The sequence below is a fragment of the Pseudomonas sp. S3_B11 genome, assembly GCF_054667715.1.
In genome coordinates this window covers 1,781,371-1,807,896 of record NZ_CP162749.1, presented here as the reverse complement: position 1 = coordinate 1,807,896, position 26,526 = coordinate 1,781,371, and the positions used below count along the sequence as shown (strand labels likewise).

23 protein-coding genes are annotated in these 26,526 nt (G+C 61.0%); 9 read left to right on the top strand and 14 right to left on the bottom strand.

Annotated elements, in window-relative coordinates; genetic code table 11:
- Positions 1–71 precede the first annotated feature (71 nt).
- Positions 72–866 carry an AraC family transcriptional regulator gene (locus AB4O22_RS08475; RefSeq protein ID WP_003202939.1) on the top strand — a complete coding sequence of 265 codons (795 nt, stop codon included), beginning with the start codon at positions 72–74 and terminating at the stop codon, positions 864–866.
- Positions 867–942: 76 nt separating this feature from the next.
- On the opposite strand, the gene AB4O22_RS08470 is transcribed toward AB4O22_RS08475, so the two are convergent.
- The gene (locus tag AB4O22_RS08470; protein WP_013693605.1) at positions 943–1,698 is read right to left on the bottom strand and encodes an ArsR/SmtB family transcription factor; all 756 of its coding nucleotides are present in this window, start codon (positions 1,696–1,698) and stop codon (positions 943–945) included.
- 82 nt (positions 1,699–1,780) lie between these two features.
- Here AB4O22_RS08470 and AB4O22_RS08465 point away from each other — a divergent pair, with 82 nt between their 5' ends.
- Positions 1,781–2,917, top strand: coding sequence for a cytochrome P450 (locus AB4O22_RS08465; RefSeq protein ID WP_460096127.1), 1,137 nt, complete (start codon positions 1,781–1,783; stop codon positions 2,915–2,917).
- Between the two features lie 13 nt (positions 2,918–2,930).
- On the opposite strand, the gene AB4O22_RS08460 is transcribed toward AB4O22_RS08465, so the two are convergent.
- Positions 2,931–3,272 carry an FKBP-type peptidyl-prolyl cis-trans isomerase gene (locus AB4O22_RS08460; protein ID WP_003202944.1) on the bottom strand — a complete coding sequence of 114 codons (342 nt, stop codon included), beginning with the start codon at positions 3,270–3,272 and terminating at the stop codon, positions 2,931–2,933.
- A gap of 146 nt (positions 3,273–3,418) precedes the next feature.
- On the opposite strand from AB4O22_RS08460, the gene AB4O22_RS08455 reads away from it, so the two are divergent.
- The gene (locus tag AB4O22_RS08455; RefSeq protein WP_460096125.1) at positions 3,419–4,480 is read left to right on the top strand and encodes a M4 family metallopeptidase; all 1,062 of its coding nucleotides are present in this window, start codon (positions 3,419–3,421) and stop codon (positions 4,478–4,480) included.
- Positions 4,480–4,803 (top strand): protealysin inhibitor emfourin, encoded by a 324-nt coding sequence (locus AB4O22_RS08450; RefSeq protein ID WP_003202948.1) that lies wholly within the window; start codon positions 4,480–4,482, stop codon positions 4,801–4,803. The genes AB4O22_RS08455 and AB4O22_RS08450 overlap by 1 nt, the downstream gene beginning before the upstream one ends.
- Position 4,804: 1 nt before the next feature.
- On the opposite strand, the gene AB4O22_RS08445 is transcribed toward AB4O22_RS08450, so the two are convergent.
- On the bottom strand, positions 4,805–5,113 hold the full coding sequence (locus tag AB4O22_RS08445; RefSeq protein ID WP_003202950.1) for an RcnB family protein: 309 nt from the start codon (positions 5,111–5,113) through the stop codon (positions 4,805–4,807).
- Positions 5,114–5,279: 166 nt separating this feature from the next.
- Between AB4O22_RS08445 and AB4O22_RS08440 the strand changes: the two genes are divergently transcribed.
- Positions 5,280–6,380 carry a DNA alkylation repair protein gene (locus tag AB4O22_RS08440; RefSeq protein WP_460158243.1) on the top strand — a complete coding sequence of 367 codons (1,101 nt, stop codon included), beginning with the start codon at positions 5,280–5,282 and terminating at the stop codon, positions 6,378–6,380.
- Between the two features lie 6 nt (positions 6,381–6,386).
- Here the strand turns inward: AB4O22_RS08440 and AB4O22_RS08435 are convergent, their stop codons facing one another.
- Positions 6,387–8,465 carry a putative bifunctional diguanylate cyclase/phosphodiesterase gene (locus AB4O22_RS08435; protein ID WP_460096123.1) on the bottom strand — a complete coding sequence of 693 codons (2,079 nt, stop codon included), beginning with the start codon at positions 8,463–8,465 and terminating at the stop codon, positions 6,387–6,389.
- A 297-nt stretch (positions 8,466–8,762) separates the two neighbouring features.
- On the opposite strand from AB4O22_RS08435, the gene pncA reads away from it, so the two are divergent.
- Complete coding sequence (pncA, locus tag AB4O22_RS08430) at positions 8,763–9,416, top strand: bifunctional nicotinamidase/pyrazinamidase (RefSeq protein WP_223471880.1); 654 nt, start codon at positions 8,763–8,765, stop codon at positions 9,414–9,416.
- A gap of 41 nt (positions 9,417–9,457) precedes the next feature.
- Positions 9,458–10,099: a DUF1345 domain-containing protein gene (locus AB4O22_RS08425; RefSeq protein ID WP_223471881.1), complete on the top strand. Its 642-nt coding sequence runs from the start codon at positions 9,458–9,460 to the stop codon at positions 10,097–10,099.
- Between the two features lie 59 nt (positions 10,100–10,158).
- Here AB4O22_RS08425 and AB4O22_RS08420 read toward each other — a convergent pair whose 3' ends face one another.
- From AB4O22_RS08420 to AB4O22_RS08375, 10 genes are all read right to left on the bottom strand, one after another.
- Positions 10,159–11,463 (bottom strand): ATP-binding protein, encoded by a 1,305-nt coding sequence (locus AB4O22_RS08420; protein ID WP_003202960.1) that lies wholly within the window; start codon positions 11,461–11,463, stop codon positions 10,159–10,161.
- Positions 11,464–11,467: 4 nt separating this feature from the next.
- Positions 11,468–12,169, bottom strand: coding sequence for a response regulator (locus AB4O22_RS08415; protein WP_003202964.1), 702 nt, complete (start codon positions 12,167–12,169; stop codon positions 11,468–11,470).
- 287 nt (positions 12,170–12,456) lie between these two features.
- Positions 12,457–14,991: an autotransporter outer membrane beta-barrel domain-containing protein gene (locus AB4O22_RS08410; RefSeq protein ID WP_223471883.1), complete on the bottom strand. Its 2,535-nt coding sequence runs from the start codon at positions 14,989–14,991 to the stop codon at positions 12,457–12,459.
- A 211-nt stretch (positions 14,992–15,202) separates the two neighbouring features.
- Positions 15,203–16,684, bottom strand: a complete 1,482-nt coding sequence (locus tag AB4O22_RS08405) for a hypothetical protein (RefSeq protein ID WP_460095013.1) — start codon at positions 16,682–16,684, stop codon at positions 15,203–15,205.
- 112 nt (positions 16,685–16,796) lie between these two features.
- Positions 16,797–17,198, bottom strand: coding sequence for a hypothetical protein (locus AB4O22_RS08400; RefSeq protein ID WP_460106690.1), 402 nt, complete (start codon positions 17,196–17,198; stop codon positions 16,797–16,799).
- A 20-nt stretch (positions 17,199–17,218) separates the two neighbouring features.
- Positions 17,219–18,025, bottom strand: a complete 807-nt coding sequence (locus AB4O22_RS08395) for a hypothetical protein (RefSeq protein ID WP_460096122.1) — start codon at positions 18,023–18,025, stop codon at positions 17,219–17,221.
- A gap of 257 nt (positions 18,026–18,282) precedes the next feature.
- A complete protein-coding gene (locus AB4O22_RS08390; RefSeq protein WP_223471885.1) occupies positions 18,283–19,467 on the bottom strand; it encodes a pyridoxal phosphate-dependent aminotransferase in 1,185 nt (394 codons plus the stop codon).
- Between the two features lie 41 nt (positions 19,468–19,508).
- Positions 19,509–21,134 (bottom strand): methyl-accepting chemotaxis protein, encoded by a 1,626-nt coding sequence (locus AB4O22_RS08385; RefSeq protein WP_003202971.1) that lies wholly within the window; start codon positions 21,132–21,134, stop codon positions 19,509–19,511.
- Positions 21,135–21,406: 272 nt separating this feature from the next.
- Positions 21,407–22,543, bottom strand: coding sequence for a glycerate kinase (locus AB4O22_RS08380; RefSeq protein ID WP_027913199.1), 1,137 nt, complete (start codon positions 22,541–22,543; stop codon positions 21,407–21,409).
- Between the two features lie 172 nt (positions 22,544–22,715).
- Positions 22,716–23,840 carry a sugar diacid recognition domain-containing protein gene (locus AB4O22_RS08375; protein ID WP_460096121.1) on the bottom strand — a complete coding sequence of 375 codons (1,125 nt, stop codon included), beginning with the start codon at positions 23,838–23,840 and terminating at the stop codon, positions 22,716–22,718.
- A gap of 185 nt (positions 23,841–24,025) precedes the next feature.
- Here AB4O22_RS08375 and AB4O22_RS08370 point away from each other — a divergent pair, with 185 nt between their 5' ends.
- Together AB4O22_RS08370 and AB4O22_RS08365 are read left to right on the top strand one after the other, a co-directional pair.
- Complete coding sequence (locus tag AB4O22_RS08370) at positions 24,026–25,336, top strand: MFS transporter (protein ID WP_460096120.1); 1,311 nt, start codon at positions 24,026–24,028, stop codon at positions 25,334–25,336.
- Positions 25,337–25,457: 121 nt separating this feature from the next.
- Positions 25,458–26,492 (top strand): aldo/keto reductase, encoded by a 1,035-nt coding sequence (locus AB4O22_RS08365; RefSeq protein ID WP_003202978.1) that lies wholly within the window; start codon positions 25,458–25,460, stop codon positions 26,490–26,492.
- Positions 26,493–26,526: the final 34 nt, after the last annotated feature.

Sequence of the window (26,526 nt, the reverse complement as noted above, 5' to 3'; positions counted from 1 at the left end):
CTGCCTGACACCTTTGCTCGATATAGTGATTATCCGACAAGCCATCCCGGTAATCCGCCATTGCGGTCGATATGCAGCCTCCAGCCCAACATCTGAAGATTCCTCCGTTCGAAGCCGCCCTGCCCTCGTCGATTTTCTTTCGCAGCGCCTGCATGCCGGCCCATGCCACTTACCCCCGGCACCGGCATGCCTGGGGTGAGTTCGTCTACTCCTACAGTGGCGTGATGGAAATCGAGATCGCCCAGCACCATTACCTGGCGCCACCGCAGTACGGCATCTGGCTGCCACCGGACATGGAACACGTTGGCTTCAATCGCCATGAGGCCTGCCATTGTTCGTTGTACCTCGCCGCGGAACTGTGCGACGCGTTGCCGGCCGTACCCTGTGCGCTGACCTTGAGCCCGCTGATCCGCGCCCTGCTGGAAGAGCTGCGCAGCGATCCACCGAGCCAACCGCAGACGCCCGAGCAGCAGCGCTTGCTGCAGGTATTGGTGGACAAGCTGGCGCAGGCACCCCATGTCGGCAGCTACCTGCCCTCCTCGGATGATCCACTGCTGGGCCCCGTTCTGCGTGCCTTGGAAGCGAACCCCAGCGACCCGCGCTCCTTGCCGCAACTGGCCCGCGCCGCCAACACCACCGAGCGCACGCTGATGCGCCGGGCCCAGCGGGACCTGGGCATGTCATTGGTGGAATGGCGCCAGCGTCTCAGAGTCATCGAAGCCCTGGCCCTGCTCGAACGTGGTCAGAGCGTGGAAACCATCGGCCTGGACCTGGGCTACAGCAGCGCCTCGGCGTTCATCAGCATGTTCCGCAAGATGATGGGCACCACGCCGGATGAGTATCGGCGCCGGCATATGGCTGGATGACGCGGGTGGTGCTGAAACTGCTATAGCGAGCAAGCTCGCTCCCACAGGGGGGCTTGGGTGTTCATGAGTATTGTGTTCACCGCAGGCTCACTGTGGGAGCGAGCTTGCTCGCGATGACGGCGGTGGGTTTGACATCAATTTCGGCACTGACCCCAAACCGCCCCGCCATCTCCCGGCGACCAATGGCCGTCACCCCCAGCGCCCGGCTGTCCAGGTCCTGGATCACCCACTTGCGCTTGATCGCCACTTGCAGCAACGCCGCCCCCAAGGCACCGCCCAGGTGCGGACGGCGCATGCTCCAGTCCAGGCACGGACAGGCGAATCGGCGGCGTTGCGTGGCAAGGTGCTGGACATCGATGCCCAAGCCCTCGAACACCGCCTCGCCGGACTCACTCAGCCGATAGCCATCACCTTCCACCTCTATCAGCCATCCAGCCTCGATCATCCGATCATGCAGGCGCACCGCAAGGGTGCCGGCCATGTGGTCGTAACAGGTGCGGGCAAATTGCAGGCGATCCGGTGTGCGCGGGGTGAAGGTCGGTGCGGCGCTCTGGCCGATCACCATCAGCGCCTCGAGAGCCTGGGCGACGCGCGGATCGGCCAGGCTGTAATAACGATGACGGCCCTGGACATGCAGGCGCACCAGGGCCATTTGCTTGAGTTTTGCCAGATGGGCGCTGGCGGTCGAGGCGCTGACCTCGGCGATACTCGCCAATTCGGTGCTGGTGCGGGCATGGCCGTCCATCAACGCGCACAGCATCCGGGTGCGCGCCGGTTCGGCAATGGCCGCGGCCACTTGGGACACGCCCAGGTCATGGTGCTCTGCGTTCATATTTCGCTCCCCGACGAATCAAGCCATGCATCGACTGGAGATAGTAGCAACACTTTCTCCATCACGAACAAGGCAGCGCTTCATGGACCCGATCACCGCCGCGACGCATTCCGACCCTTACCCTTTTTACGCCGCCCTGCGCGCTGCCGGCGGGCTGGCGTTCGATCCCGGGCTGAACCTGTGGATCGCCAGCAGCGCCGAGGCCGTGTGCGCGGTGCTGCACCATCCCGATTGCCATGTGCGCCCAGCCCACGAGCCGGTGCCAAAGGCCATCGCCGAAGGGCCGACCGGACGGGTGTTCGGGCACCTGATGCGCATGAACGAAGGGGAGCGGCAGCATTGCCCAAGGGCGGCGATTGCGCCGCGGTTGCAGGACATCAATCCCCGGCAGGTCGAGGCACTGGTCAGGGCGCGCTTTCTCCGAGAGGGCGCCAAAGGCCTGCACCAGGCCCAGTTCATCGGGCCGGCCAGCGTGGTCGCGGCGTTGCTGGGTTTCAACCCGACGGACTGTCAGCGGGTCAGCGAGTTGACCGGAGACTTCGTCGCTGGCCTGTCGCCCCTGAGCCAAGAACCACAACTGGACTTGGCGCACCGAGCCAGCGAGCAACTGACCGGTTTATTCCAGGCGCGGATCGAGGCGCAGGACAACCCTTTGTTGCTGGGCATTGGCCAAGGCTTCGAAGGCGCTGATCCAAACAGTAAAATCGCCAACCTGATCGGTCTGCTCTCGCAAACCTATGAAGCCACCGCTGGCCTGATCGGCAACGCGTTGCTGGCGCTGATCGGCGATCCAGCGCTGCGCCGGACGCTGCGGGAGGCCCCCACACAGATCGGCTCATTGCTGGCCGAAATCCAACGCTTCGACCCGCCTGTGCAAAACACTCGCCGCTTCATCGCCGCGCCCTGCAAAATCCTCGGCACTGCGCTGAACCCTGGAGAGGTGGTCCTGGTGCTGCTGGCCTCAGCCAACCGCGACCCGCAGCTCAACCCCCGACCAGACACCCTGCTGCTCGACCGCCCGAACCGCCGCAGTTTCAGCTTCGGCAGCGGCCGCCATGAATGCCCGGGCCAAACCCTGGCCATGGACATCGCCCGCGCCACGCTGACGGCGATTCTGGAGCACGAACCGCCCCTGGATCAGTTGAGCTGGTGCTATCGCCCCTCCGTCAACGGCCGCATCCCGTTGTTCAGCGAGCGGTCACGTACCGACAGGCCATGACCCGCTCAGCCCATCAATCGTCCCGGGTCAGGACTTCCAGCAACTCGATTTCAAAGATCAGGTTGGCGTTGGGCTTGATGTGGGCACCCATGGACCGCTCACCGTAGGCCAGGTGGGCCGGCACCCACAACTTGCGCTTGCCACCGACTTGCATGCCCATCAGGCCCAGATCCCAGCCCTTGATGACGCGACCGGTGCCGATCACGCATTGGAAGGGTTTGCCGCGACTGTAGGACGAATCGAATTCGGTGCCGTCTTCGAGGGTGCCGCGGTATTGGGTGGTGATCAGCGCACCTTTGACTACGCTTTTGCCGTCGCCCTGTTCCAGGTCGATGATTTGCAGCTCTTCATTCATGGCGGTATCCCTCGTGTGATCCAGGCGCGGGGTTTTCGCAGAAATCCTGGCGCATGGCAAACGTTGTATGCCATGCGGCAGGGAACCGCGACGGTCTCTTCTGTTCACATGGGTATCGACCCTGCTTTTCAGATAAGGATTTTCTGATGATCGACTCTCGCCCGCTCCATGGCTTCATTCCGCCGTACATCCTCAATCGCATCGTCGCCCACGGCTCCGAACAGCAACGCTCCAGCGCCCTCGGCACCTTGACCCACGTGCGCAGCCTGCGGCACAACCCCGGCCCGCCCGGCAACCTTCCCGCCGCCGCGAAGCTGCCCAAGCCCGGCAAGGCCGGACAGCCGCAACGCAGCGTGCATGACGCCCAGAACACCATGGAACTGCCCGGCCAGCCGGTCCGCCTGGAAGGCCAGCGGGCCAGTGGCGACCCAGCCGTGGACGAAGCCTACGACGCCCTCGGCGCCACCTATGATTTTTTCTGGAAGGTCCTGGGACGCGACTCCATCGACAACAAAGGTTTCGCCCTGGTGGGCAGCGTGCATTATGGCCAGGGTTATGAAAACGCCTTCTGGAACGGCGCGCAAATGGTGTTCGGCGACGGCGATGGCGAAATCTTCCAGCGCTTCACTCGCTCCCTGGATGTGGTGGCCCACGAGCTGGCCCATGGCGTCACCGAAAGCGAGGCCGGCTTGGTCTACGCCAACCAATCCGGTGCGCTGAACGAGTCCATCTCCGATGTGTTCGGTGTGCTGGTCAAGCAGTTCGTACTTGAACAGACCGCCGACCAGGCCGACTGGCTGATCGGCGCCGACCTGCTCACCGACAAGATCAACGGCGACGGCCTGCGCAGCATGTCCAACCCCGGCAGCGCCTACGATGACCCGTTGCTGGGCAAGGACCCGCAACCGGCGCACATGCGCGAATTCGTCATTACCCGTGAAGACAACGGCGGCGTGCACATCAACTCCGGCATCCCCAACCGGGCCTTTTATCTGGTGGCGACCACGCTGGGCGGATTTGCCTGGGAAAAGGCCGGCCGGATCTGGTATGAAACCTTGTGCGACCGAAGATTGGCCAATGACGCGTCCTTCAGCGCCTTCGCCCGCCTGACCGTCGAGCACGCCCGCCAGCGCTTTGGCACGCGGGAAGTGCAAGCGGTGCAGAACGGCTGGGCCCAGGTCGGCGTCGACCTGACACAGGAGAGCTGATGAAAACCCTTCCAGACCTAGACGACAAAGCGGTGATACGGCTGTCGCGCCAGGGCGGCGTGGCCGCCATCCATGCGCTGACCCGACCACGGGAAATCGAATTCGCCCAGTGCGACCTCGACCAGCGCACACGCATCAGTTCGGTCCTGGAGGGCTGCCTGCCACTGACCTCCTCCACGCCCGGGCGCGGCGACCAGCGGTTTTTCCAGATCGAGGTGCACTATCGCGCCAACGACCAGGACGACGAGATGGTGCTGCAGGTGCCTGAGGACCAGGCACCCGGCGAGCTGGTTCACCTGTGGGACAAAGGCGAAGTGCTCTGACCTAACGCGTGGCTGGCACGATCTTGACGATTGCGCCGGACACGGTTTCGATCAGCAAGTACTTGTCGTCGATCTGCACCCATTGCTGCTCGTTTGTCGGTTGCTCGAGTTTCTTCTGTTTCCAGTCTTTCATGGCCCTGTCCGCGCGCTGGTAGTCCGCCGGCACCCGGTCGTTCTCCACCAGCCTGCGGCCATTGCTCGGCGAATGCTCCAGGGCGTCTGCGGTTTTCTCGACCGCTTGCGCAACAGGCCCAAGGGCTCCGAGGCCGGCGATCAGGACCAGGCTGGCGATCAGGGATGGTTTGCGCATAGAAAAAAACTCCAGTTATTCGAGGGACTGAATCTGGGACTTCGCGTGCGGCGAATCATTCCTTAATTTCTGGAAACTGTACCCCCTGCTTGCTCCCTCGCCACGGGTTGTGCCTGGCATGGCATAGTGGCAAGTCTTGGCCCAACACCCGCCGGACGGACCCATCATGAGCACCAACGCCTCTTCCCCTGCCCTCAAGGAAATCTTCAACAGCGCCCGCCTGGAGCACATCGCTGACGAAATGCGCGCGGTTTATCCAGCGTTCGATGCCCCGGCGTTTTTGCACATGGCCAACGACGGGCTGGCCGAGTTATCGGTGATGCAACGCATGGCCCGAGTCAGTGAGTGCCTGCATGCGGTGCTGCCCCTCGGTTATGAAGCGTCGCTGGAGGTGCTGCGCGCCCTGGCCCCGCGCCTGAACAGCATGTTCGTCAGCATGTTCCTGCCACACTACGTGGCGTCTTATGGCCGACATCGCTTCGACGTATCGTTGGACGCGCTCAAGTATTTCACCCGGTTCGGCTCGTCGGAGTTCGCCGTGCGGCACTTCCTGCGCGACGACCTGGAACGCACCCTCAAGGTCATGCACGACTGGGCGCTGGACGCCAACGAGCACGTACGACGCCTGGCCAGCGAAGGCAGCCGGCCACGCTTGCCATGGTCGTTTCACCTGGAGCCGATCCAGGCCAACCCTGACCTCGCCGCGGCGATCCTCGACACGCTCAAGGCCGACGATAGCCTTTATGTGCGCAAATCCGTGGCCAACCACCTCAACGACGTCACCAAGCAGCATCCCGACTGGGTGCTGGACCAGATCGAAGGTTGGCCCCTGCAAGACCGCCACCTGGCGTGGATCGCCCGGCATGCGCTGCGTAGCCTGATCAAACAAGGCAACCCCAGGGCGTTGGGCGTCATCGGGGTCGGCGGCAAGGCACAGGTCCAGGTGCTGGATTTGCAAGTGACGCCTGCGGTGATTCGCCTGGGGGAACAGGTCACGCTGTCCTTCACGGTGCAATCAACCCTTGAGCAGAGCCAACGCCTGGTGATCGACTATGCCGTCGACTACGTGAAAGCCTCGGGCGGCACCTCGGCCAAAGTCTTCAAGCTCAAGACCTTCGACCTGCCCGCCCAGGGTTGCGTCAACCTCAGCCGCTCCCAGCACATTCGCGAGCTGACCACTCGCAAACATTACGCGGGCCGGCATGCCGTGCACCTGCTGGTCAACGGCGAGCGGCTGGGCAGCACGGCGTTCGATATCGTGCCTTGAAGTGGCTCAGCCCACCGCTATCCGTTGTGCCTGGCGAATGTCGTGGATGAACCGCTCAGCCGGCAGTGGATGCCCCAGCAGATAGCCCTGCAGCGAATCGCAGCCCAACTGGGTCAGGAAGTCTTGTTGCATATCGGTCTCCACGCCTTCGGCGACGATCCGCAGGCCCAGGGCCTGGCCGAGGGCGACGATGGCCGAGACGATCGCCGCGTCATCGCTGTCGTGTTCCAGGTCACGCACGAAGCCGCGATCGATCTTCAACTCGTTGGCCGGCAGGCGCTTGAGGTACATCAGGCTCGAATAGCCAGTGCCGAAGTCGTCGATGGACAGGTCCACGCCCATGTCCGAGAGCTGTTGCAGCACCGTCATGCTCGCGTCCGCATCGCTCATGGCGGTGGTTTCGGTGATTTCCAGGGTCAGGCTGTTGGCCGGCAGCTGATGCGTCTCCAGGGCCTTGGCCACGCTCTGCACCAAACCGGTATGGCAGAACTGCAAGGCCGACAGGTTCACCGCAATGCGCCAATCGGTATAACCGAGCACGTACCATTCGCGCATCTGCCGACAGGCTTCGTTCAACACCCATTCGCCGATGGGGATGATCAAGCCGGTCTTTTCCGCCAGGTCGATGAAGGTGTCGGGCATCAACAGGCCCTGGATCGGATGGCTCCAGCGCAACAAGGCCTCGGCGCCGACCGGCCGGCCGTTGGCGGCGTCGAACTTGGGCTGGTAGTACAGGCTGAACTGCCGCTGTTCGACAGCGATGCGCAGGTCTTGCAGCAATTGCAATTGCTTGCGGGCGTTGCTGTTCATCGACGCGTCGAAAAAGCTGTAGCCGTTTTTGCCGGCGCCCTTGGCGTGGTACATCGCCGCGTCGGCGTTCATCAGCAGTTCTTCGGCACTCTGGCCGTTGCCAGGGTAAAGGGCGATACCGACGCTGGCGGAGATCTGCAAGTCATGGTCGGCCACCCGGAACGTGCGGGCGATCAAGCCGACCTGACGTGCCGCCAGTCGCAAGGCATCATCGGGTTCGGCCAGTTGCACCAGCAGCACGAACTCATCACCGCCGATCCGCGCCAGGGTGTCCTGGCTGCGCAGGTCTTCGCGCAGGCGCAAGGCCACGTCCCGCAGCAACAAATCGCCCATGTGGTGACCAAAGGCGTCGTTGACCGGCTTGAAACCATCCAGGTCGATGAACATCAGGGCGAAGCAGCCGCCCTGCTCTTGCACCCGGTGCATGGCCTGGTCGATACGATCAGCCAGCAATACCCGGTTGGGCAGTCCGGTGAGGGGGTCGTGCAGGGCCAACTGGGTCAGTTCCCGGTTGGCCAGGGTCAGCGATTGGGCCAGCTCGGCGGTGCGGGCTTCCAGGCGCGCATCGAGAATTGACGTCAGCAAGGCGATGGCCAGCACCGCCAGGGTGGTGATCAACACCAGATTGTCCAGGCCCTTGCCGCTCAAGCCGTCCAGGGAGCCACAAAAGCTGCCGTCGCTGAACCGCGCCCCGGCCATGCCGGTGTAGTGCATGCCGACGATGGCGATGCCCATGACCACCGCAGCGCCTGCACGAGCCAGACGCACGTGGGGGGTGTTCTGGCGCAGGCGAAAGGCAATCCACAGCGCCGCCGCCGAAGCGCCGACGGCAATCACCAGCGAAGCCCCGAACAGCATCGGGTCATAGTCGATGCCTGGCTGCATTCGCAGCGCGGCCATGCCGGTGTAGTGCATGGTGCTGATCCCGGCACCCATGATCAGCGCACCGAACGCCAGTTGCCACGCCGGTAATCGTGGCTGGCTGACCAGCCATAGGGCAAAACCGCTGGAAAGAATCGCGACCAGCAGCGACAGTGCGGTGATCGATATGTCGTAGCCAAGCTCCACCGGCAAGCTGAACGCGAGCATGCCGATGAAGTGCATGGACCAGATGCCCACCCCCATCGCCAGCGCGCCCCCGGTCATCCACAAATGCGCGGCGCGCCCCTGGGCGGTCGCGATCCGCCCGGCCAGGTCCAGGGCGGTATAGGAAGCCAGCACAGCAACAAACAAGGAAATCGAAACAAGGGCGGGGGAATAACTGCCGATGAGCATGGTTTTTTCTCGTAACTGGAGACCGGACTGCTTCCATGCCCGGTTGAAGGCCGGCGATTGTACTTAATCGTGACAGGGACGCACGAACCAAATGTCAAAAAGCCATCAAAGCTGGAATATTTTCGACGAAAGACACCACCCTTCGCAGGGTGAATATTTTTTGTAAACCATCAATCCTGTGTTCACCGCAGATCCATTGTGGGAGCGAGCTTGCTCGCGATGGCGGTGTGTCAGTCTACGCACCAGGCCCAAGCCGTTCAGCTACTATCGAAGAACCACTTCAAGGAGGATTCATTCATGGGCGTTGCCGCCAATCGGGCTTTGACCACCGCGCTGGTAGTCATCGATGTACAGAACGACTTCATCCCCGGCGGCCAACTGGCCGTGCCAGGCGGCGATGAGATCGTGCCGCTGATCAACCAGCTTGGCCATTCATTCAGGCACGTCGTCCTTGCCCAGGACTGGCACCCGGCCGGGCACGCCTCGTTTGCGTCCAGTCATCCGGGCAAGCAACCATTCGATATCGTCCAATTACCCTACGGCGAACAGAAACTCTGGCCCGACCACTGCATACAGGGCAGCAACGGCGCCGCGCTGCACCCGGCACTCGACCTCGCCCATGCCAAGCTGATCATTCGCAAGGGCTGCAACCCGGACATCGACAGCTATTCAGCCTTCATGGAAGCGGATCACCTGACCCCTACAGGCTTGACCGGCTATCTCAAGGAGCGCGGCATCGACACGGTTTACCTGGTGGGGCTGGCCCTGGATTTCTGCGTGATGTTCTCGGCGCTGGATGCCCGGTTGGCGGGGTTCAATGCGGTGGTGATACTGGATGCCTGCCGGGGCATCGATATCGACGGCTCGATGGAGGCGGCAATCCGACGGATGCAGGAAGCGGGCGTGCAATTGATCGAGTCCACTGCGATAGATGGTCGCCCCTTCACTTGATCGCTCATACTAGCCGCCTCCCCTCTGGACAGTGAGTCTCCATGCCCTTCCTCGCCCGCACCCACCCGCGTCTGTCCAGCGCCACGGTCCTTGGCCTGGCGGTGGGTATCCTGGCTCCCGTGGACTCGATCATCAGCAAGATCCTGATCGGCTGGAATGTCGGCGTCTGGACCTACCTGGTGCTGATGTCCTGGCTGACCGTGCGAGCCAAGGCGCCCGACGTCCGGCGCATCGCCGAAATCGAAGATGAAAATGCCGGGCTGGTCCTGCTGGTGGTCTGCATCGCGGCATTGGCCAGCCTGGCCACCATCACCCTAGAACTGGCCGGCAGCCGCGACCTGAATGCCGCCGGCAAGCTGTTGCATTACGGTTTCACGGCAATGACCGTGATCGGTTCCTGGTTGCTGATCGGGGTGATCTTCAGCGTGCACTACGCGCGCTTGTATTACACCTGGGAGGGCAAGGAGCCGGCGCTGCGGTTTGCCGAAGGGCTGACCACGCCCAACTATTGGGACTTCCTGTATTTCTCTTTCACCATCGGCGTGGCGGTACAGACCGCGGACGTGGGCGTCGCCACGCGGCAACTGCGCAAGATCGTCCTGGCGCAATCGCTGATCGGTTTTGTGTTCAACACGGCGATCCTGGGGTTTTCGATCAATATTGCGGCGGGGTTGTTTGGGTGAGGCGTATGGGGGCCGCTTCGCGGCCCAGCGGGAGCAAGCTCCTCGCCACAGAGACGGTGTCAGGTATCAGGCGTTGGCAGCCATAGCCTGAAGCGCGCCCCACCCAGCGGCGAGGCTTCGACGGTCAGCGTGCCGCCCTGGGCTTCCAGGGCTCGGCGGCTGATGGCCAGGCCAAGACCGAAGCCGCCAGTGGCGCGGTCGCGGCTGCGGTCCAGGCGGTAGAACGGCTCGAACACGCGCTCGCGTTCGCTGTCGGGAATGCCGATGCCGTCGTCATCGACCCAGATCTCACAGCCTTGATCACCCACCAGCACACCGATCTGAATGCGCTTTTCGCAATAACGCATGGCATTGCGCAGCAGGTTCTGCAAGGCCCGTGCGGTCAGGCGCGGGTCCAGTACGAAACGCTCCAGTGCCCCGTGCAACAGCACGTCGATCACCACGTCCGGCGCCGCCAGGTCCTCGTCGACGCTGCCCAGGATGCTGTCGATGAACTCGTCCAGCGCCACCTCGACCCGTTCGGGCAGGCGTTGCGGGTTCTGCAAACGGCTGTAGGACAGCAGTTCCAGCACCAACTCATCAAGCTCGCGAATGTGCGCCACCAACCCTTGCAGGCGCTCACGACTGGCCGCCGGCAGGTCATCGGACAGCGCCAGGGCCAGGCCGAAGTCGAGCCGCGTCAGTGGCGTGCGCAGTTCGTGGGACACGGCGTTGAGCAGATCCCGTTGTTGGTTGAGCAGGTTCTCGATGTCACCCGCCATCGTGTCGAACACGTGGGCCAGGCTGCCGATGTTCGAACTGGAGGCAATGTGCGTACGCTCGCCCAAATGACCTTTGCCGAAGCGTTCGGCGGTGCGCCTGAGGCGTTCCAGGTCGCGCCAGTGAGGCCGCAACCAGAGCAACAGGCATGCCAGCATCGTCGCGCCGATCAACACGTTGATGCTCCAGTACAACCAACTGACGTCAGCCGGGTCCGGCGGCACGACCATCTTCACCGCCGTGCGCCCGTCCAGCGGCGCCGCCGCCAAGGTGCGCCAGGCCCAGTCGCCAATACGCACCACGTTCTCGCCGCGCTTGAGACGCGCCTGCTCTTCGGCACTGAAGCCGCCGTCATCGAACGCAGCCAGCTCGATTCGCAGTGGCTCGAACTCCTTGTCCATCTGCGCCGCCAGCGCCGGCCACTGCTCGCTGGGCACGGCGCGGAACTGCTTGACCATCAAGGTTTGCAGGCCACGGGAATAATCGAGGTTGTAGGTCAGGAAACGGTCGTGAAACAGGCGGACCACCAGTTCCGGCATCAGGTAGATCGCCGCGCTGTAGGACACGATGGTGACCAGGTAAAGGCGAATCAGCAGCTTCCACATCGGCTCAGCATTCCCACTCGGAACGACTGAACAGATAACCCTTGCCCCACACGGTCTTGATCTTGCGGGCCTCGTCGGCGTTGTCGTCGAACTTGCGCCGCAATTTGGAAATCGCCACGTCCACCGAACGGTCGGTGCCGTTGAACTCAATGCCGCGCAGGCGCTGCAGGATCTGGTCGCGGCTCAGCACTTCGCCGGAATGCCGGGCCAGCACCACCAGCAAGTTGTACTCGCCGCTGGACAGCTCCACCGCTTGTCCGCGCCAGGTTACGGTACGCTCGGACAGGTCGATGCAGAGGTTGCCCATGACAATGCGGTCGTTGACTGTCTGCGGCTCGGTAAGGCTGCTGCGCCGCAGCAAGGTACGCACCCGCGCCAGCAACACCCGAGGCTCGCAAGGCTTGGTGACGTAGTCGTCGGCGCCCATCTCCAGGCCCAGCACCTGGTCGTGGCTGTCGTCCCGGGCGGTGAGCATCAGGATCGGCAAGGTCGCCGAGTCGGCCCGCAGCAGGCGGCAGACCTGCAAACCGTCCAGCCCCGGCAGCATCAGGTCGAGGATCACAAGGTCCGGCGGATCGACGCGCGCCCGCTCACGTACATGGTCGCCACGGCTGAGCACGCTGACCTGATAGCCGTTGCGCTCCAGGTAACTGGCGATCAGCTCGGAGAGTGCGGTGTCGTCTTCGACCAGGAGGATGTTGGGCATGGGTGTTTCCAGAAAAGTGCTGTGGCGCCTGGTGGGGCCACAATCGCGAGCAAGCTCGCTCCCACAGGGATGTTCGGTACGACACAAAACCAGTGTGGGAGCGAGCTTGCTCGCGATGGCGGCATGCCAGGCGCAGAGAATCTCAAGCTGCCAAGGATATACGCCCTCATCTACCGCCGAGCAAAACCCTTACATAATTTCACACAACCTCTACGAATTATTACCCCGAATACAAAAATGCCCCGACATTGTCGGGGCATCACAGCGCTCAAGGCAGAACTCTTCAATCAGAAGAAATAACTCAACCGCAAGCTACCACTCCAATCCTGACTGACGGTTGTCCCTTTGCTGCCTCCAACCTGACCCGAGACCTGCCAGTTACGTTGGGCCGGCGTCCACTTCAGGCCCGCACCGTACTCAAGCGCTGTGCTGGCGCGGTCGTCATCGAAGCTGTCGTCGTTGATCCTGACCTCGTTGGTCTTTATGAACTCATGATTAATGCCCGCCGACAAACTCGGCTCCAACAGGCCGCCATTTTCGAGACTGATCACGCGTCCGCCCCTGAGGCCCACGTTCCCTTGCACAGAACGCATAGTGTCGGCTTTGACTTCAAGGCCGTTGTCCAGTCGGTAGCTATCGCTCTGGGTCACGCCCGTCGAGACTCGCACCTGTGGCTCGATGAAATAGTTATCTTGCAAGCGAATATGCTTGCCCACCGCGACCGAACCGCTTGCGCCCAATGCCTTGTATTCACCCTTGGAGCGTGTACCGTCACTCATGGTGACCCTGGCTTTATTGTTGAACTGGTTGACCTTGGCCATGACGTTGACGAATACACCGCTCTGGACATCATAGGTACTGCCGTAGACACCGAGGTTTACGCTGTCGACCGTTGCGCTGGATCCGTACCGCAAATCCATGTTGGTGTGGCTGGTGCCTACGAAACCACCGAGTACCCATGGGCGATTGCCAATATCCACCAATGTATCGGCACCGCCGGTGATCCCGTTCTGGTTCTGCGAGTAACCATCGCCATAGGCGTTGTCGACGCTGTATTGATTACCGTAAGTACGTACCCAGACGCTGTTGCTCAACTTGATGTCGTTATCGCTGGCCGAACGCATTGACGCATCGGGCCGTGCGCTTAATCCCCGATCACCGATCTGATCGTTGAGCATGTTCATCTCTGCGTTCAATACGCTACGAGCACTGCCGGCCAAAGCCAATGCGGTATTGGTGGACGGGCTGACGGTGTCCCGGTCGGGATCAAGGTACAAACCCTCCCCATCCTTCTTCAAGCGGTAGACGAAGGTACCGGCATCGACCGTTTCTCGACCACCCAGCGAGAAACTCGCATCGCCAGCGGCAATGTTGCCGATTTTGACGGCGTCGGCACTGGTTGGCGTAGTCCCGGTCGCGGAGACCAGCAACTGATGTTGCCCGCTGGCAGTACCGGTAACATTCAGGAAGTCCGTATTGCCGTTACCCAGGTCGGTGCCCATTACAAAAGTACCGTTACCGGAAAGCTCACCTATGTTCAGTTGCTGGAACTGCTCATTGGTGCCCATGCGGACCACACCACTGCTCAAGCCCAGACGCTGTACTGTATTGTCGCCAGTCATCACCCATTGCGCGGCATTGTCAATGTTCAGGTTGCTCGAGTCGGTAATCTGGCCCGTCAGCACGGAGCCGTTGTTGAGCAATACAGTGCCATTGGCATCCGAGAGCACATCGCCGGTCATCTGGCTGTTGTTGTCGAGCTTGAGATCAAACACGTTCTCCACGTTGCCATTAATCACTGAACCGTTATTCAGGCTGACCGCCGTCCCTGTCCCCGCAACGGCCATTACGTTACCGTTCAGGGTGCTATTGTTGTTGAGGTTGACGTTGGTAACGTTCTGCAGATTACCTTCAAGCGAGGAGCCATTCTGCATCAGCCAGGACACCGTACTGCCGGTATCGGCTATGACGTCGCCGCGTAGAGCGCTTGCATCGACGTTGACGTTGGCTGTGGAAGTATTGCTGGCTTGAAGCAGTGTTCCGTTGCCGCCGTTCAACTGCGAGCCATTGAGTACGTTGATGGTCGCGACAGCACCAGGACCACCGAAGGCGCCAACGACAATTGCCGACCCGGTGTCCCCCGCTACGACTGTATTATTCAAGGTCACCGTGCTGGCAGTCACACCGGTATTGTCCACGCCGATTCGCAGGCCATCCTGACCACCGGAGATCGTGCTTCCGGTCGCCGAAAGCGTTGCCCCTTCCAGTTGAACGCCGTAACTGGTCGCACCAGTGCCACGCAAGGTCGAATCGTTGACCGTCAGGACGCTGAAGCCCGTGGCGTTTGCGCCGCCGACGAGTCCGGTAATTGTGCTTCCACCTGTGACCGTGGCGCTGGAGGCGGTTGGGGTGTTGATGTTACGCCCCAATAGCAGACCCATGCTGTTGGTACTGGTAATAGTGCTACCTTGGATCGTGGCGGAGCTATCGCTGAGCGCAAACGCTCCTCTCCCCGTCGAGCTTTCTACAGTTGCGCCGGTCATCGCGATATCGGAGCCATCGCGAGCGTCAATCCGCGCACTCTGACCACCATTGAATATGACATTGGCATTTTGCGAGCTGATCGTGAGTGCGCTCGCATTGTTTATTGTCAATGTTCCACCTTGAGACACAGCCCACACCTCTGGTGCTGGAGGATTAGTAACGGTCTCACTTTCCCCAGGAGCAAGAATTCTGGCATGAACCGCAGGAGTGCCGAGGAACAATACGGCAAGCAGATAGCCCGTACTCTTGCGATTTATGAGCGTTGGAAATTGAGGCATGGGGACTCCGCATAATCAATTTAACAACCTCTCTTCGAGCAGAGAAGTCATCGAAAAAAACGTTCGCAAGACTAAACAGCAATCCAAACGAAAGATGTCGGAAATCTCTTCACCAAAAGTAGGAAAAATCCCTTAATCTCTGAAACATACAACTCATAGACAGCAGCCAAACAGTATCGCGAGAGGGTCAGCCCCTCTCGCGATACTTACTTCATGGTGAAGGTACAGGCAGCCTGTCGCAGTACTCGCCGCTGGAAGTGATTGTATCAAGCGGCTTAATGACCGGTATCGAGGTCTGTAAACCACCAATATCGGCAGTGTACCAATACTTACCAAATGCACGAGAACCGAGCACCGGTTGTGCTGCTTTGAACACCGCAGCACTTCCGACAGTAGCGACATCCACTGTCGTTGCGTCTTGGATAGTATAGAGCTGTGAATCTTCTGTGCCGGGGATCAAATTAGCTCCAGCAGCATCCGTATAAGCCGCAAAATGTGCAGTAATGACTAAACCTTGCGGCAGAATGGTCGATTTCGGAATAGTAAGAGCCAAACGCCAGTTGGTAGTTGCGTCGTTCATTGCAAAACAGTCGATTTGATCCTTGGTGGCAGGGTTGCGAATTCTGATAGTTGGCTCTGGCAGATCAATTCTTCTGCCTCGGACAATGACCGTCTGGGATTCAGATTTGATTACGTTCTTGTCGATCCCGGTTTTTTGTCGTGTCCAGTGCGCAAGCACGCTGGGCGTCGGAAGCGCGGCTATGGCGTTCGCCGCAATAGGCACCTCGAACTCAATCGCGTTACTAAAGGGTGAATAATCGCCCACCAACAGATTATTCACATAACATTTAACCGTCTCCGCCGAAGAAATCGGTGGATGCGTGAGGGGGAGCACAACTTTGAATTTGCCCGCCTTATCGCGATCGCCTGGCAGCAACTCGTTAGTTGTCAGCGACTGCCCCGTTACTACAGGCAAAGCAAATGCGGGATTGGTCAGATCCGGCAACTCCGGATATAGCCCTCCTGGCGGATACAGATCCATCCAGAAAAACAATGGAGGGGAAGGAAATGGCGCTGCTGCACCGCGCTCCAGTTCAAAATAGGCTTTGACTTCCAAGGCATCTGTTGACGCGCCAAAAATACCCTTTAGCCCAACGTCATAAGGAAGTGTAAAGTTCAAATCCACATCGGCAAGAGGTTGGGGGCCAAACGCCTTGAAATTAGTTGGGTCATTTGCCTCTTCGACGTAAAACGTTATCTGGTCGCCTGGCTCAGCATTATCGATGGGCAAACGCTCGACAATGCCCAACACCCCGCCGCCGGAAAAATCATCGAGGTATAAGGTTGTCGTCCCATTCGGATCAGTGACCGGGACTAAAGGATGCTTGTTCAGGACCGGATCCAGCGCAAGCCCCAGCGTCAACAGCGCGGAGGGCAATGAGCTTGCGCTTCTATTTCCAGGAAGGTCCGTCCAAAAATAATGGATGTTGATGCGCCCATTCGGCAACCCTCGCAAGACACTGCTCGCCACCGTAAACACACCCGTTGCGGGAACTGTCGCGTTGTAGACCTCAATATCCGTACCGCCGGTGGCAAAATGCACCTCCAGCACATCGTCGAGACGACGTAGTGGATAGGTCACGTCAACCGTAAATTGCAGTTCCGTGTTGGCGGCCAGCCAGGCTTCGTCCACCGTTCTCAAGGGATCCACGGGCGCATTGGTAAAGGCCGGGGTAGGCGCAGGCGGATTTTTTTACGTGATGGATACTTGACTTCAAACGGTGCCGTTCGGTCTATGTTGAATTCTACAATATTGGTGAAGTCATAGTTGCCTGCACCGTCCTTAAAAAAATCAACTGGACCTGCCAACGGGTGGGCGTTGCGGGTTGGGCGTCTTCAATAAAGTCAGCCGCTGGAAGAGGAATAGGTATGACGCCAGCAGGTCGGTCAACGATCGCGCCAAGTAGTACAGTATTTTTAGCGTCGCCTAACGCTTCTCCTACCCGTGCATAATGTATGTCAACCTCGTCGTCCTCCCCCTCTTCCGTCGGTACAGGCCGCTCCATATTTGCAATAATTTCACCGGACTCCAGAACAGCAATTGAGATTGACTCGTCCGCCAACTTGTCAATATCCAAATCTAGGTCCAGCACTCCGGATTGCGTGGACACAGGACGAGTTTTTGGGGGAACAATTTTGATAGCCATGGTTGTCTCTCCAATTACATTCATGCTGAGGGATTACTTTCACCGGGTGTCACTCTGTCTATTCTCACCAACCCTTTATTTGACTCGGCAACGAGCTTTCCCCCTTGAAATAGTTGATACACCACCACTGCAGAATCGTTATCAATCAGCGGCCTGATATTGGGCTGAAACGGAACCACCAAATCAAAACCAGCTGATATGTCTGGGGCTTGAAGTGTTCGTTCCCAGACGCCGTATGTCTCCGTCACTGGCGGTCCGCTGCCATTCAAGCTCGAATAGCCTTGCCATTGAACTTTTACCCGATCCCCTGGCACGGCGATATTGGCCAAACTCGGTACAGCAATCGTAGCGCCACTCGTTAACGGCGGAACGGTGTTATTATTCAAATACCCCCAAAGAGTCGCGTGTGGAAATGTTGGCGCGGCTAATATTATGAGCGGTGTGTGATTGATGGTGAGTTGTCTGGGAGGGGATGGATCATCATTGCCACCTGCCCCCTTCCATACCTTGTAATAAACATACGCCACACCATCCTTGGCTAAATGTTGAGGCGTCAAGTCGAAATATAAAAAATTCACCGTCAGGGGCACTGGATAAAACATGGTATAAAGCCGACTTTCCAGCCCATCTTGAAGCCAGGTGATCCAGAGTTCATCATTGGGATGCGGATCAATCCAATACGGGATAACAATTCGTGTCCCCCGCTGCAATATTTCGCGAGACACATGACCTTCCAGATCATTATCATTTATGCCTTCCACCGAGAGGGGTTTCGCCTGAACTTCGCTATTCGTAATCTGTTCCCGACTTTCTTCTTGCGAAGCCATCGCGATCACCCTATCAAAGACTTCAATCGAAATTTCCCCAGTCCGTAAGGGCATTTAGCGCGGGGTGATGATAATTTCCAACTGTCAGATCTGACAGGTAGCAACGCCGTTCATCGGATAAACGAAAAGAACCGAGGCTTGGACAAACGGATAGAGGGATCAAACAGATAACGAGGGGGGCGCCCCCCTCTCACTGCAGACGAGTGCCTTCCCCCATTACAAATGGGCTCAGAAGGGGATTTGCGCTTACTTAGTTGTCAGGTAGGCGGGTTTACTAATTGCGCGGCGCAATCTGCAATTCGTCCACAGGCGATAGCCAGCTCTCCCCGTCCCACCACCAACCCAACCCGAATATGCCCCGCCGCACTCGGCCCAAACGCCTCCCCCGCCAGCACCGACACGCCATATCCGTCCAGCAGCCGCTCGGCAAACACCTGGGCCGCCAGGCCGGTCTGGCGCACATCGATCATCACGAACATGCCGCCATCGGGCCGCACGGGTTTGAGACCCGGGCAGTCGTCAAGCAAGGCACACACCAGGTCCCGGCGTTGGCGATATTCCTCGCGCATCCGCGTCACTTCAGGCAAATCCTGCTCCAGCGCAACCTGGGCGGCGCGCTGGACGAAATCCGGCAAGCCGAACAACATGCACAGCGACAGGTTCGCCAAATGTCCAGCGAGAATTTCGGGGCCGATGGCCCAGCCGACGCGCCAACCGGTCATGGCGTGGGATTTGGACAAGCTGTTAATTGTGACCGTGCGTTCGGCCATGCCCGGCAGTCCGGCCGGGCTGATGTGTTCGCCTTCGTACAGCAAGTCACTGTAGACCTCGTCGCTGATCAGCCACAGGTCATGGTCGATGCACAGGTGCGCCAGTGCTTGCCAGGTCGGCAGTGGCAGGCTGGCGCCGGAGGGATTGTTGGGGCTGTTGAGCAGCATGGCGCGGGTGCGCGGGGTGATCAGCCGAGCGACGTCGGCCGGTTGGACCCGGAAAGCGTTTTCCGGGCTCACCTGCACCGGCACCACTTTCGCCCCGCAGGCGCCGAACACCGCTTCGTAGGTGACATACATGGGTTCGGCGACGATCACTTCGTCGCCAGGGTCGAGCAGGCATTGCGCGACCGCGTAGACAGCACATTGCGCTCCGGGCAGCACCGTGACATGCCCGGCGCCTACCGGTTGGCCGCTACGTGCTTGATGGCGTCGGGCAATGCTGGCCCGCAGGGAGTGCAGGCCACGAGTATCCGAGTAGTGAGTGTCGCCGGCCCGCAAGCTGGTGACAGCGGCCTCGACGATGGCGCGCGGTGTGTCAAAATCCGGGTCGCCCACCGACAGCAACAACACATCCATGCCCTGTTCGCGCATGGCCAGCGCCCGGTCGTGAATCTGCCAGGCGGCGGCACCATCGCCGGTGATGCGTTGGGTCAAGACTGAGAAGCGCATGTATCTCTCCTGATTGCGCGATATCCAGCCTCAACCCTATCTCAAATCACAAACCGCGCCACCATCGCATTCAACCCCACCGCCAGGCGCGACAGTTCGTGGGTCGCGTCGCTGGTCTGTTTCGCACCGCTGGCCGATTGAGTCGCCAGGTCGCGAATGTTCACCAGGTTGCGGTCCACCTCACGGGACACCTGGGCCTGCTCCTCCGACGCACTGGCGATGACCAGGTTGCGTTCATTGATCTGATGGATCGACTGAGTGATCTGCTCCAGGGCCACTCCGGCGGCGCGGGCCATTTCCAGAGTGCTTTGGGTACGCTGGTTGCTTTGCTGCATCGACTGCACGGCCTGGCCGGTGCCGTTCTGGATGCCGGCGACCATTTTTTCGATTTCCTGGGTCGATTGCGCAGTGCGATGGGCCAGGGCCCGGACTTCGTCGGCCACCACCGCGAAACCGCGTCCGGCCTCCCCGGCGCGGGCGGCTTCGATGGCGGCGTTGAGGGCCAGCAGGTTGGTCTGTTCGGCGATGGCGCGGATCACGTCCAGCACCTTGCCGATGTCGCGGCCCTGGACCGCCAGGCCTTCGATCATCGAGGCGGTCGCCTGCACATCGTGGGTCATGGTCTGGATCGCGTCGACGGTTTCGACCACACGCGTGCGGCCTTCCTGGGCGGCCTGGGTCGACTGGTTCGAGGCTTCGGAGGTGGACACCGCGTTACGGGCAACCTCTTCGACCGCAGCGGTCATTTCGTTGACTGCCGTGGCCGCCTGTTCGATCTCGTTGTGCTGCTGTTGCAGACCGCGGGAGGATTCCTGGGTGACTGCACTCAGTTCTTCGGCCGCGGCGCCCAATTGGGTGGCGGAACCGGCGATCTGCTCGATGGTTTTGCGCAAGCTGTCTTGCATCACGGCCAAGGCTTGAAGCAAACGCGCCGGCTCATCCTTGCCATCGTCCGCAATGACCTGGACCAGGTTGCCACCGGCGATGGTCCGGGCCGCCTCCAATGCCCGGTTGAGCGGCGCGACGATGCTGCGGGTCAGCAGCAAGGCCAGCAGGACAGTGGCCAGTGCGGCAATGATCGAGACAACGATGATGCCGGTGATGGCGCTGCTGTAGTTTTCACCGGCCTTGGCCGATGCTTCGCTGGCGCCGGCCACGTTGATCGCGATGAGCTTGTTGAGCTGCTCGCCCATCAGGTCGGTACCTTCCTTGATTCGCGTATTGATGAGGCTGCGCAACTGGTCGGCCTTGTCCTGTCGCGACAGTTCAAGCATTTCCTGCTGGGCTTGCAGGTATTTTTCCAGGGTCGCCGAAAAGGCCTTGTACAGCTCGGTCTCTTCCGGAGTGGCCGGCAGCGCGGCGTAGCTGTTATTGGCCTTGTGCAGCTTTTCCACCAGCACGTTGATGCGGGTCTCGGCCTCTTTCAGGCTGGCCGGGTCCCGGTTGACCAAGATGCGAAACGAGAGGATGCGCATGCGCAGCACGTTTTCCATCACATTGCCCAGGTAGCCGACACTGGGCAGTTGATTCTGCTCCATGTCCAGCGAGGCCTGGCGGATGATCGACATGCGACTACCGGCAAACACGCCGAGCACAACGACGAGCAAGGCAATGACGGTGAAGCCGAGAAAGGCTCGGGGGGCGATATTCAGGCTGCGTAGGGACATGGAAAGACCTCGAAATGTTGGGTCGAGCATCCATGCCGGCAAGCGCACTGATTGGAGTTATGGGGGTATACGCTTAACCCGTTATCGGCTGGGCTTTAGGGTTTGTGCAGGGTTATGTAAAAAAATATTTCCTGCAGGGGCTGGCGAAGCCTGCGATCTTTTGATCTTTCACTTTTGACTCGACTGCCTGAAACAAGATCGCAGCCTCGTTGCACTCGACAGCTCCTACAGGCCTCCTACATGGCTACTACAGGTCCACGCGTCCGTTGGGTCTACCGCGCCGCCACCCGCCAAAGCCGTGCAATGTCCCGGGCACGCTCGCTCAGCAGGCGCGGGGCGTCGGTGCAGGCTTGCTGCAAGGTCATCGGCCCGCTGGCCAGGGCGAAGGCGGCGTCGATGCCGTGTTCATACAGCGCTTGGTAGCCCTCCCCCAGCGTGCCGGCAATGACCACCACCGGTACGCCGTGCTGGCGGGCGATGCGGGCCACGCCGAAGGGGGTCTTGCCGCGCAGGGTCTGGGCGTCGAAACGGCCTTCGCCGGTGATCACCAGGTCGGCGCCGTTGACCGCCTCGGCAAGCCCGGTCAACTGGGCTACGACGTCCACGCCGGTACGAAACTGCGCCCCCAGGAACGCCTTGGCCGCGAACCCCAGGCCGCCGGCTGCGCCACTGCCCGGCTCGTCGCGCACATCCTTTTTCAACGCCCGCGCGCAATGTTCGGCGAAATGCCCCAGGGCCCGGTCCAGCGCCTGCACTTGAGAAGCCGAGGCGCCCTTCTGCGGACCAAAAACCACGGACGCGCCATGGGGGCCGCAAAGCGGGTTATCGACATCGGCGGCGATCTCGAAGCTGACCCGGGCCAGGCGTGGGTCCAGATCGCTCAGGTCGATACGCGCCAGGTTCGCCAAGGCCAGGCCGCCGGGAGGAAGGGGACGGCCCTGGTCATCCAGCAACACCACGCCCAGAGCCTGCATCGCACCGGCTCCGGCGTCGTTGGTGGCACTGCCACCGATCGCCAGGATCACCCGCCCGGCGCCTTCATCGAGGGCTGCGCGAATCAGCTCGCCGGTGCCGTAGGTGCTGCTGGAACAGGCATCGCGTTGCCCCGGCGGCACCAGTTGCAAACCACTGGCCTCGGCCATTTCAATGATTGCGGTGCGACTCTCGGCCAACCAGCCCCAGCGCGCCTCGACGGCAACACCCAACGGACCACGAACCCGGGTGTGGCGCCACTCACCGTTGCAGGCCGCCAACACCGACTCCACCGTCCCCTCCCCGCCGTCGGCCATCGGGCATTTGATCAACTGCGCATCCGGCCAGACCTCGGCCAGCCCCTGGGCGATGGCATCGGCGACGCCCTGGGCGCTGAGGCTGTCCTTGAACGAGTCGGGGGCGATGACTATTTTCATATTATTCTCCGGTTCCGATGCACAGCATGCTGCCAGCTGACCACAGCCGTGACGCCGGTCCGCTGCACAAAAGACACCGGGTATTATTGTTCAAATTCACAAATACCGGTTTTCCAGGAAGATTCAGGTTGAAGCTGCCGGCCTCATCGCGAGCAGGCTCGCTCCCACAGGGTTATGTGGGTGTATCGGCGGTCTGCGGCAATAGCTGCACCCCCAGGTACAACGCCAGCATCCCGTCCAGGCGCAACGGGTCCACGCCGCTGAGTTCGGCGATGCGTTCCATGCGGTAGCGCAGGCTGTTGCGGTGGATGCCCAGGGCGTCGGCGCAGGCCTGGCTCTGGCCGTCGTGCTCGCACCAACTGCGCAGGGTGGCGAGCAGTTGGCCGTTGCTGTCCTTGGCGATGACCTTGCGCAACGGGGTCAGCAGTTCGTCCAGGGCATCGTCGCTGCGATGGCGCCAGAGCAGCACCGGCAGGCGATAGCGGTTGAGGGCCAGCAGGCGCGATTGCGGCAACACATCACGCCCATAGGCCAGCAGATCAGTCACCCGCCGATAGCAACGCCGCAAGCCCGCCAACCCTTCAGCCTGCCCGCCCACTGCGATCCGCAGGATGTTCCAGCCCAGCCCATCGAGCTTGCCCAGCAACCGCTCGTTCTCCACCGAGGCGGTGACCGGCCGGCACCAGAGCAAGGAAGATTTGGACGAGGTCAGGCACCAACTGTCCGGGTAGCGCGACATCAACCACGCGCTCAACGTCTCGACGGTCTGCCCGGGCCCATGTTCCAGGCCCAGTTCGAACAGATACGGCACCCGCGACAATTGCGGCTTGAGGCCCATTTGCCGGGCTTCGTCCAACAATCGCGGCGAATCCCCCGCATCGCCCAACAGCAGCGCCAGCAAGTCATCACACCGCTGGCGGCGCCATTGCTGCTCGGCCTGCTGGTTACGCTGTCCCACCAACATCTCGGCGGTCATGCGCACCAGCTCGGCGTAAGTGCGCAGTTGCGCAGGCTCACCCGTGATGCCCAGGACGCCGATCAGCCGTTGATCGAGCATCAGCGGCAGGTTGATCCCAGGCTGCACACCCTTGAGGTGCATCGCGGTGTGCTCGTCGATTTCCACCACCCGACCGTTAGCCAGGACCAGTTGCGCGCCCTCGTGACGGGTGTTGACCCGCTCGCGCTCGCCGCTGCCGAGGATCAAGCCCTGGTTGTCCATGACATTGACGTTGTACGGCAGGATCGCCATCGCCCGGTCGACGATGTCCTGCGCCAGGTCGTGATCGAGTTCGAACATGGGCGGTGTTCCTTGCAAGCGGCGTGAATTGTTGTTTCCAGGCATGGGTTTGGTCAGGCGCACAGGGTCTGCATTCAAACCCTGTGCTCTGGCACAAAGACACGGCCCCCTGGGCTGGCCGAGACTCAAGGGGCGGTCAACGTTACCCCTTGGCTCGCAAAAATCATAATAATGAGAGACCCGCCATGTCCCAGAGCGCAATAGCCCTCCTGGCTACCCCCGACGAAAAAAATACCGTCTACAAGCGCATCACCCTGCGCTTGATCCCCTTCATTTTCATCTGCTACCTGTTCAACTACCTCGACCGGGCCAACGTTGGCTTCGCCAAGTTGCAGATGCTCGACGCCCTGAAATTCAGCGAAACCGTGTACGGCCTCGGTGCCGGGATCTTCTTCATCGGCTACGTACTGTGCGGCGTGCCAAGCAACCTGGCCCTGACCAAGTTCGGTCCACGGCGCTGGATCGCGCTGATGATGATCACCTGGGGCACCTTGTCGACGTGCCTGCTGTTCGTCACTACCCCCACCGAGTTCTATACCTTGCGGCTGTTCACCGGCGCCGCCGAGGCCGGGTTCTTCCCTGGCGTGGTGCTGTATCTCTCGCAATGGTTCCCGACGTTCCGACGGGGCCGGATCATGGCGTTGTTCATGTCGGCCATCCCGGTGTCCGGCCTGCTGGGCAGTCCGTTTTCCGGGTGGATCCTCAACCACTTCGCCGCCGGCCAGGGCGGCCTGGCGGGTTGGCAGTGGATGTTTTTGCTGCAAGGCATTCCGACGGTGATCCTCGGGGCGCTGGCGTTCTTCCTGCTCAGCGACACCTTCGCCAACGCCAAATGGCTGACCGACCAGGAACGCGACGTGCTCACCGCCGACCACGCCGAAGACCTGGCCAACAAACCAAAGACCGCCACCGACTCGCTGTTGGCGGTGTTCAAGAACCCGGCGATCTGGGCCTTCGGCCTGGTGTACTTTTGCATCCAGAGCGGCGTGTACGCGATCAACTTCTGGCTGCCGTCGATCATCAAGAGCCTGGGTTTTGGCGATAACCTGGTGATCGGTTGGCTGAGTGCAATCCCGTACCTGTTGGCGGCCGTGTTCATGTTGCTGGTGGGCCGCTCGGCGGACCTGCACAAGGAGCGCCGCTGGCATCTTGTCGTGCCGATGCTGATGGGCGCCGTCGGGCTGCTGATCGCCGTCAACTTCGCCACCACCCCGGCCATCGCCATCATTGGCCTGTCCATCGCCACCATGGGCGCCCTCACCGGCCTGCCGATGTTCTGGCCGGTGCCCACGGCCCTGCTCAGCGCGGGCGCGGCGGCCGGTGGGTTGGCGTTGATCAACTCCATGGGGCAGATGGCGGGATTCCTGAGCCCGTACCTGGTGGGTTGGGTCAAGGACGCCACCGGCTCGACCGACGCGGCGCTGTACCTGTTGGCGGGCGTGATTGTCTGCGGCAGCCTGCTGGCGTTGCGCATGACCCGTACCCTAAGGGCCTGACACCCTTTTTTCCCACAGAGGTAGTTCCACAGTTGATTGGGGTGTTTGAGAATTCTGTTTGATCCGTGCGGTGGTTCTGGGGTTTGATTGAATCTTTCCCCATGGATAAAAGGATCTTGTCATGAGCTACCGCACGCTAGGCCATTCCGGGTTGCAAGTCTCGACGCTGACCCTGGGCACGATGATGTTCGGCGAACAGACCAGCACCGAGGATTCGCTGCGGATCATCGACAAGGCCTGGGACCAGGGCATCAATTTCATCGACACCGCGGACGTCTACACCAACGGCCGTTCCGAGGAAATCGTCGGCGAGGCAATCGCCCGTCACCGCCAGGAATGGGTGCTGGCCACCAAGGTCGGCTTCGGCCCGCCGGACGGCATGCCCAACCGCAGCGGTCTGAGCCGCAAGCACATCTTCAATGGCATCGAAGCGAGCCTGACGCGCCTGGGCACCGATTACCTGGACATCTATTACCTGCACCGCGAAGACCACAACACGCCGTTGCACGTCACCGTGTCGGCCATCGGCGACTTGATTCGCCAAGGCAAGATCCGCTACTGGGGCCTGTCAAACTACCGTGGCTGGCGCATCGCCGAGGTGATCCGCATCGCCGACAGCCTGGGCATCGACCGGCCGGTGATCAGCCAACCGCTGTACAACATCGTCAACCGCCAGGCGGAAACCGAGCAGATCACCGCGGCACAGAACTACGGCCTCGGCGTGGTGCCGTTCAGCCCCCTGGCCCGAGGCGTGCTCAGCGGCAAGTACGCGCCGGACGTGGCGCCGGACGCCAACAGCCGTGCCGGACGCCAGGACAAACGCATCCTGGAAACCGAATGGCGGGTCGAGTCCCTGCGCATTGCCCAGCAGATCCTGCAATACACCCAGGGCCGCGGCGTGGGCATCGTCGAGTTCGCCATCGCCTGGGTGCTGAACAACAGCGCCGTGACCTCGGCCATCGTCGGGCCGCGCACCGAGGAGCAGTGGGATTCGTACACCAAGGCGCAATCGGTGAAGATCAGCGCAGAAGATGAAGCGTTCATCGATTCGCTGGTGACGCCGGGGCATGCTTCGACGCCGGGGTTCAATGATGTGAGCCATTTCGTGCCGGGGCGAGTGCCTGTGGGAGCAAGGCTTGCCCGCGATGAACGATAACGCGGTTCACTGTTAAACCGTGGCGTGGCTATCG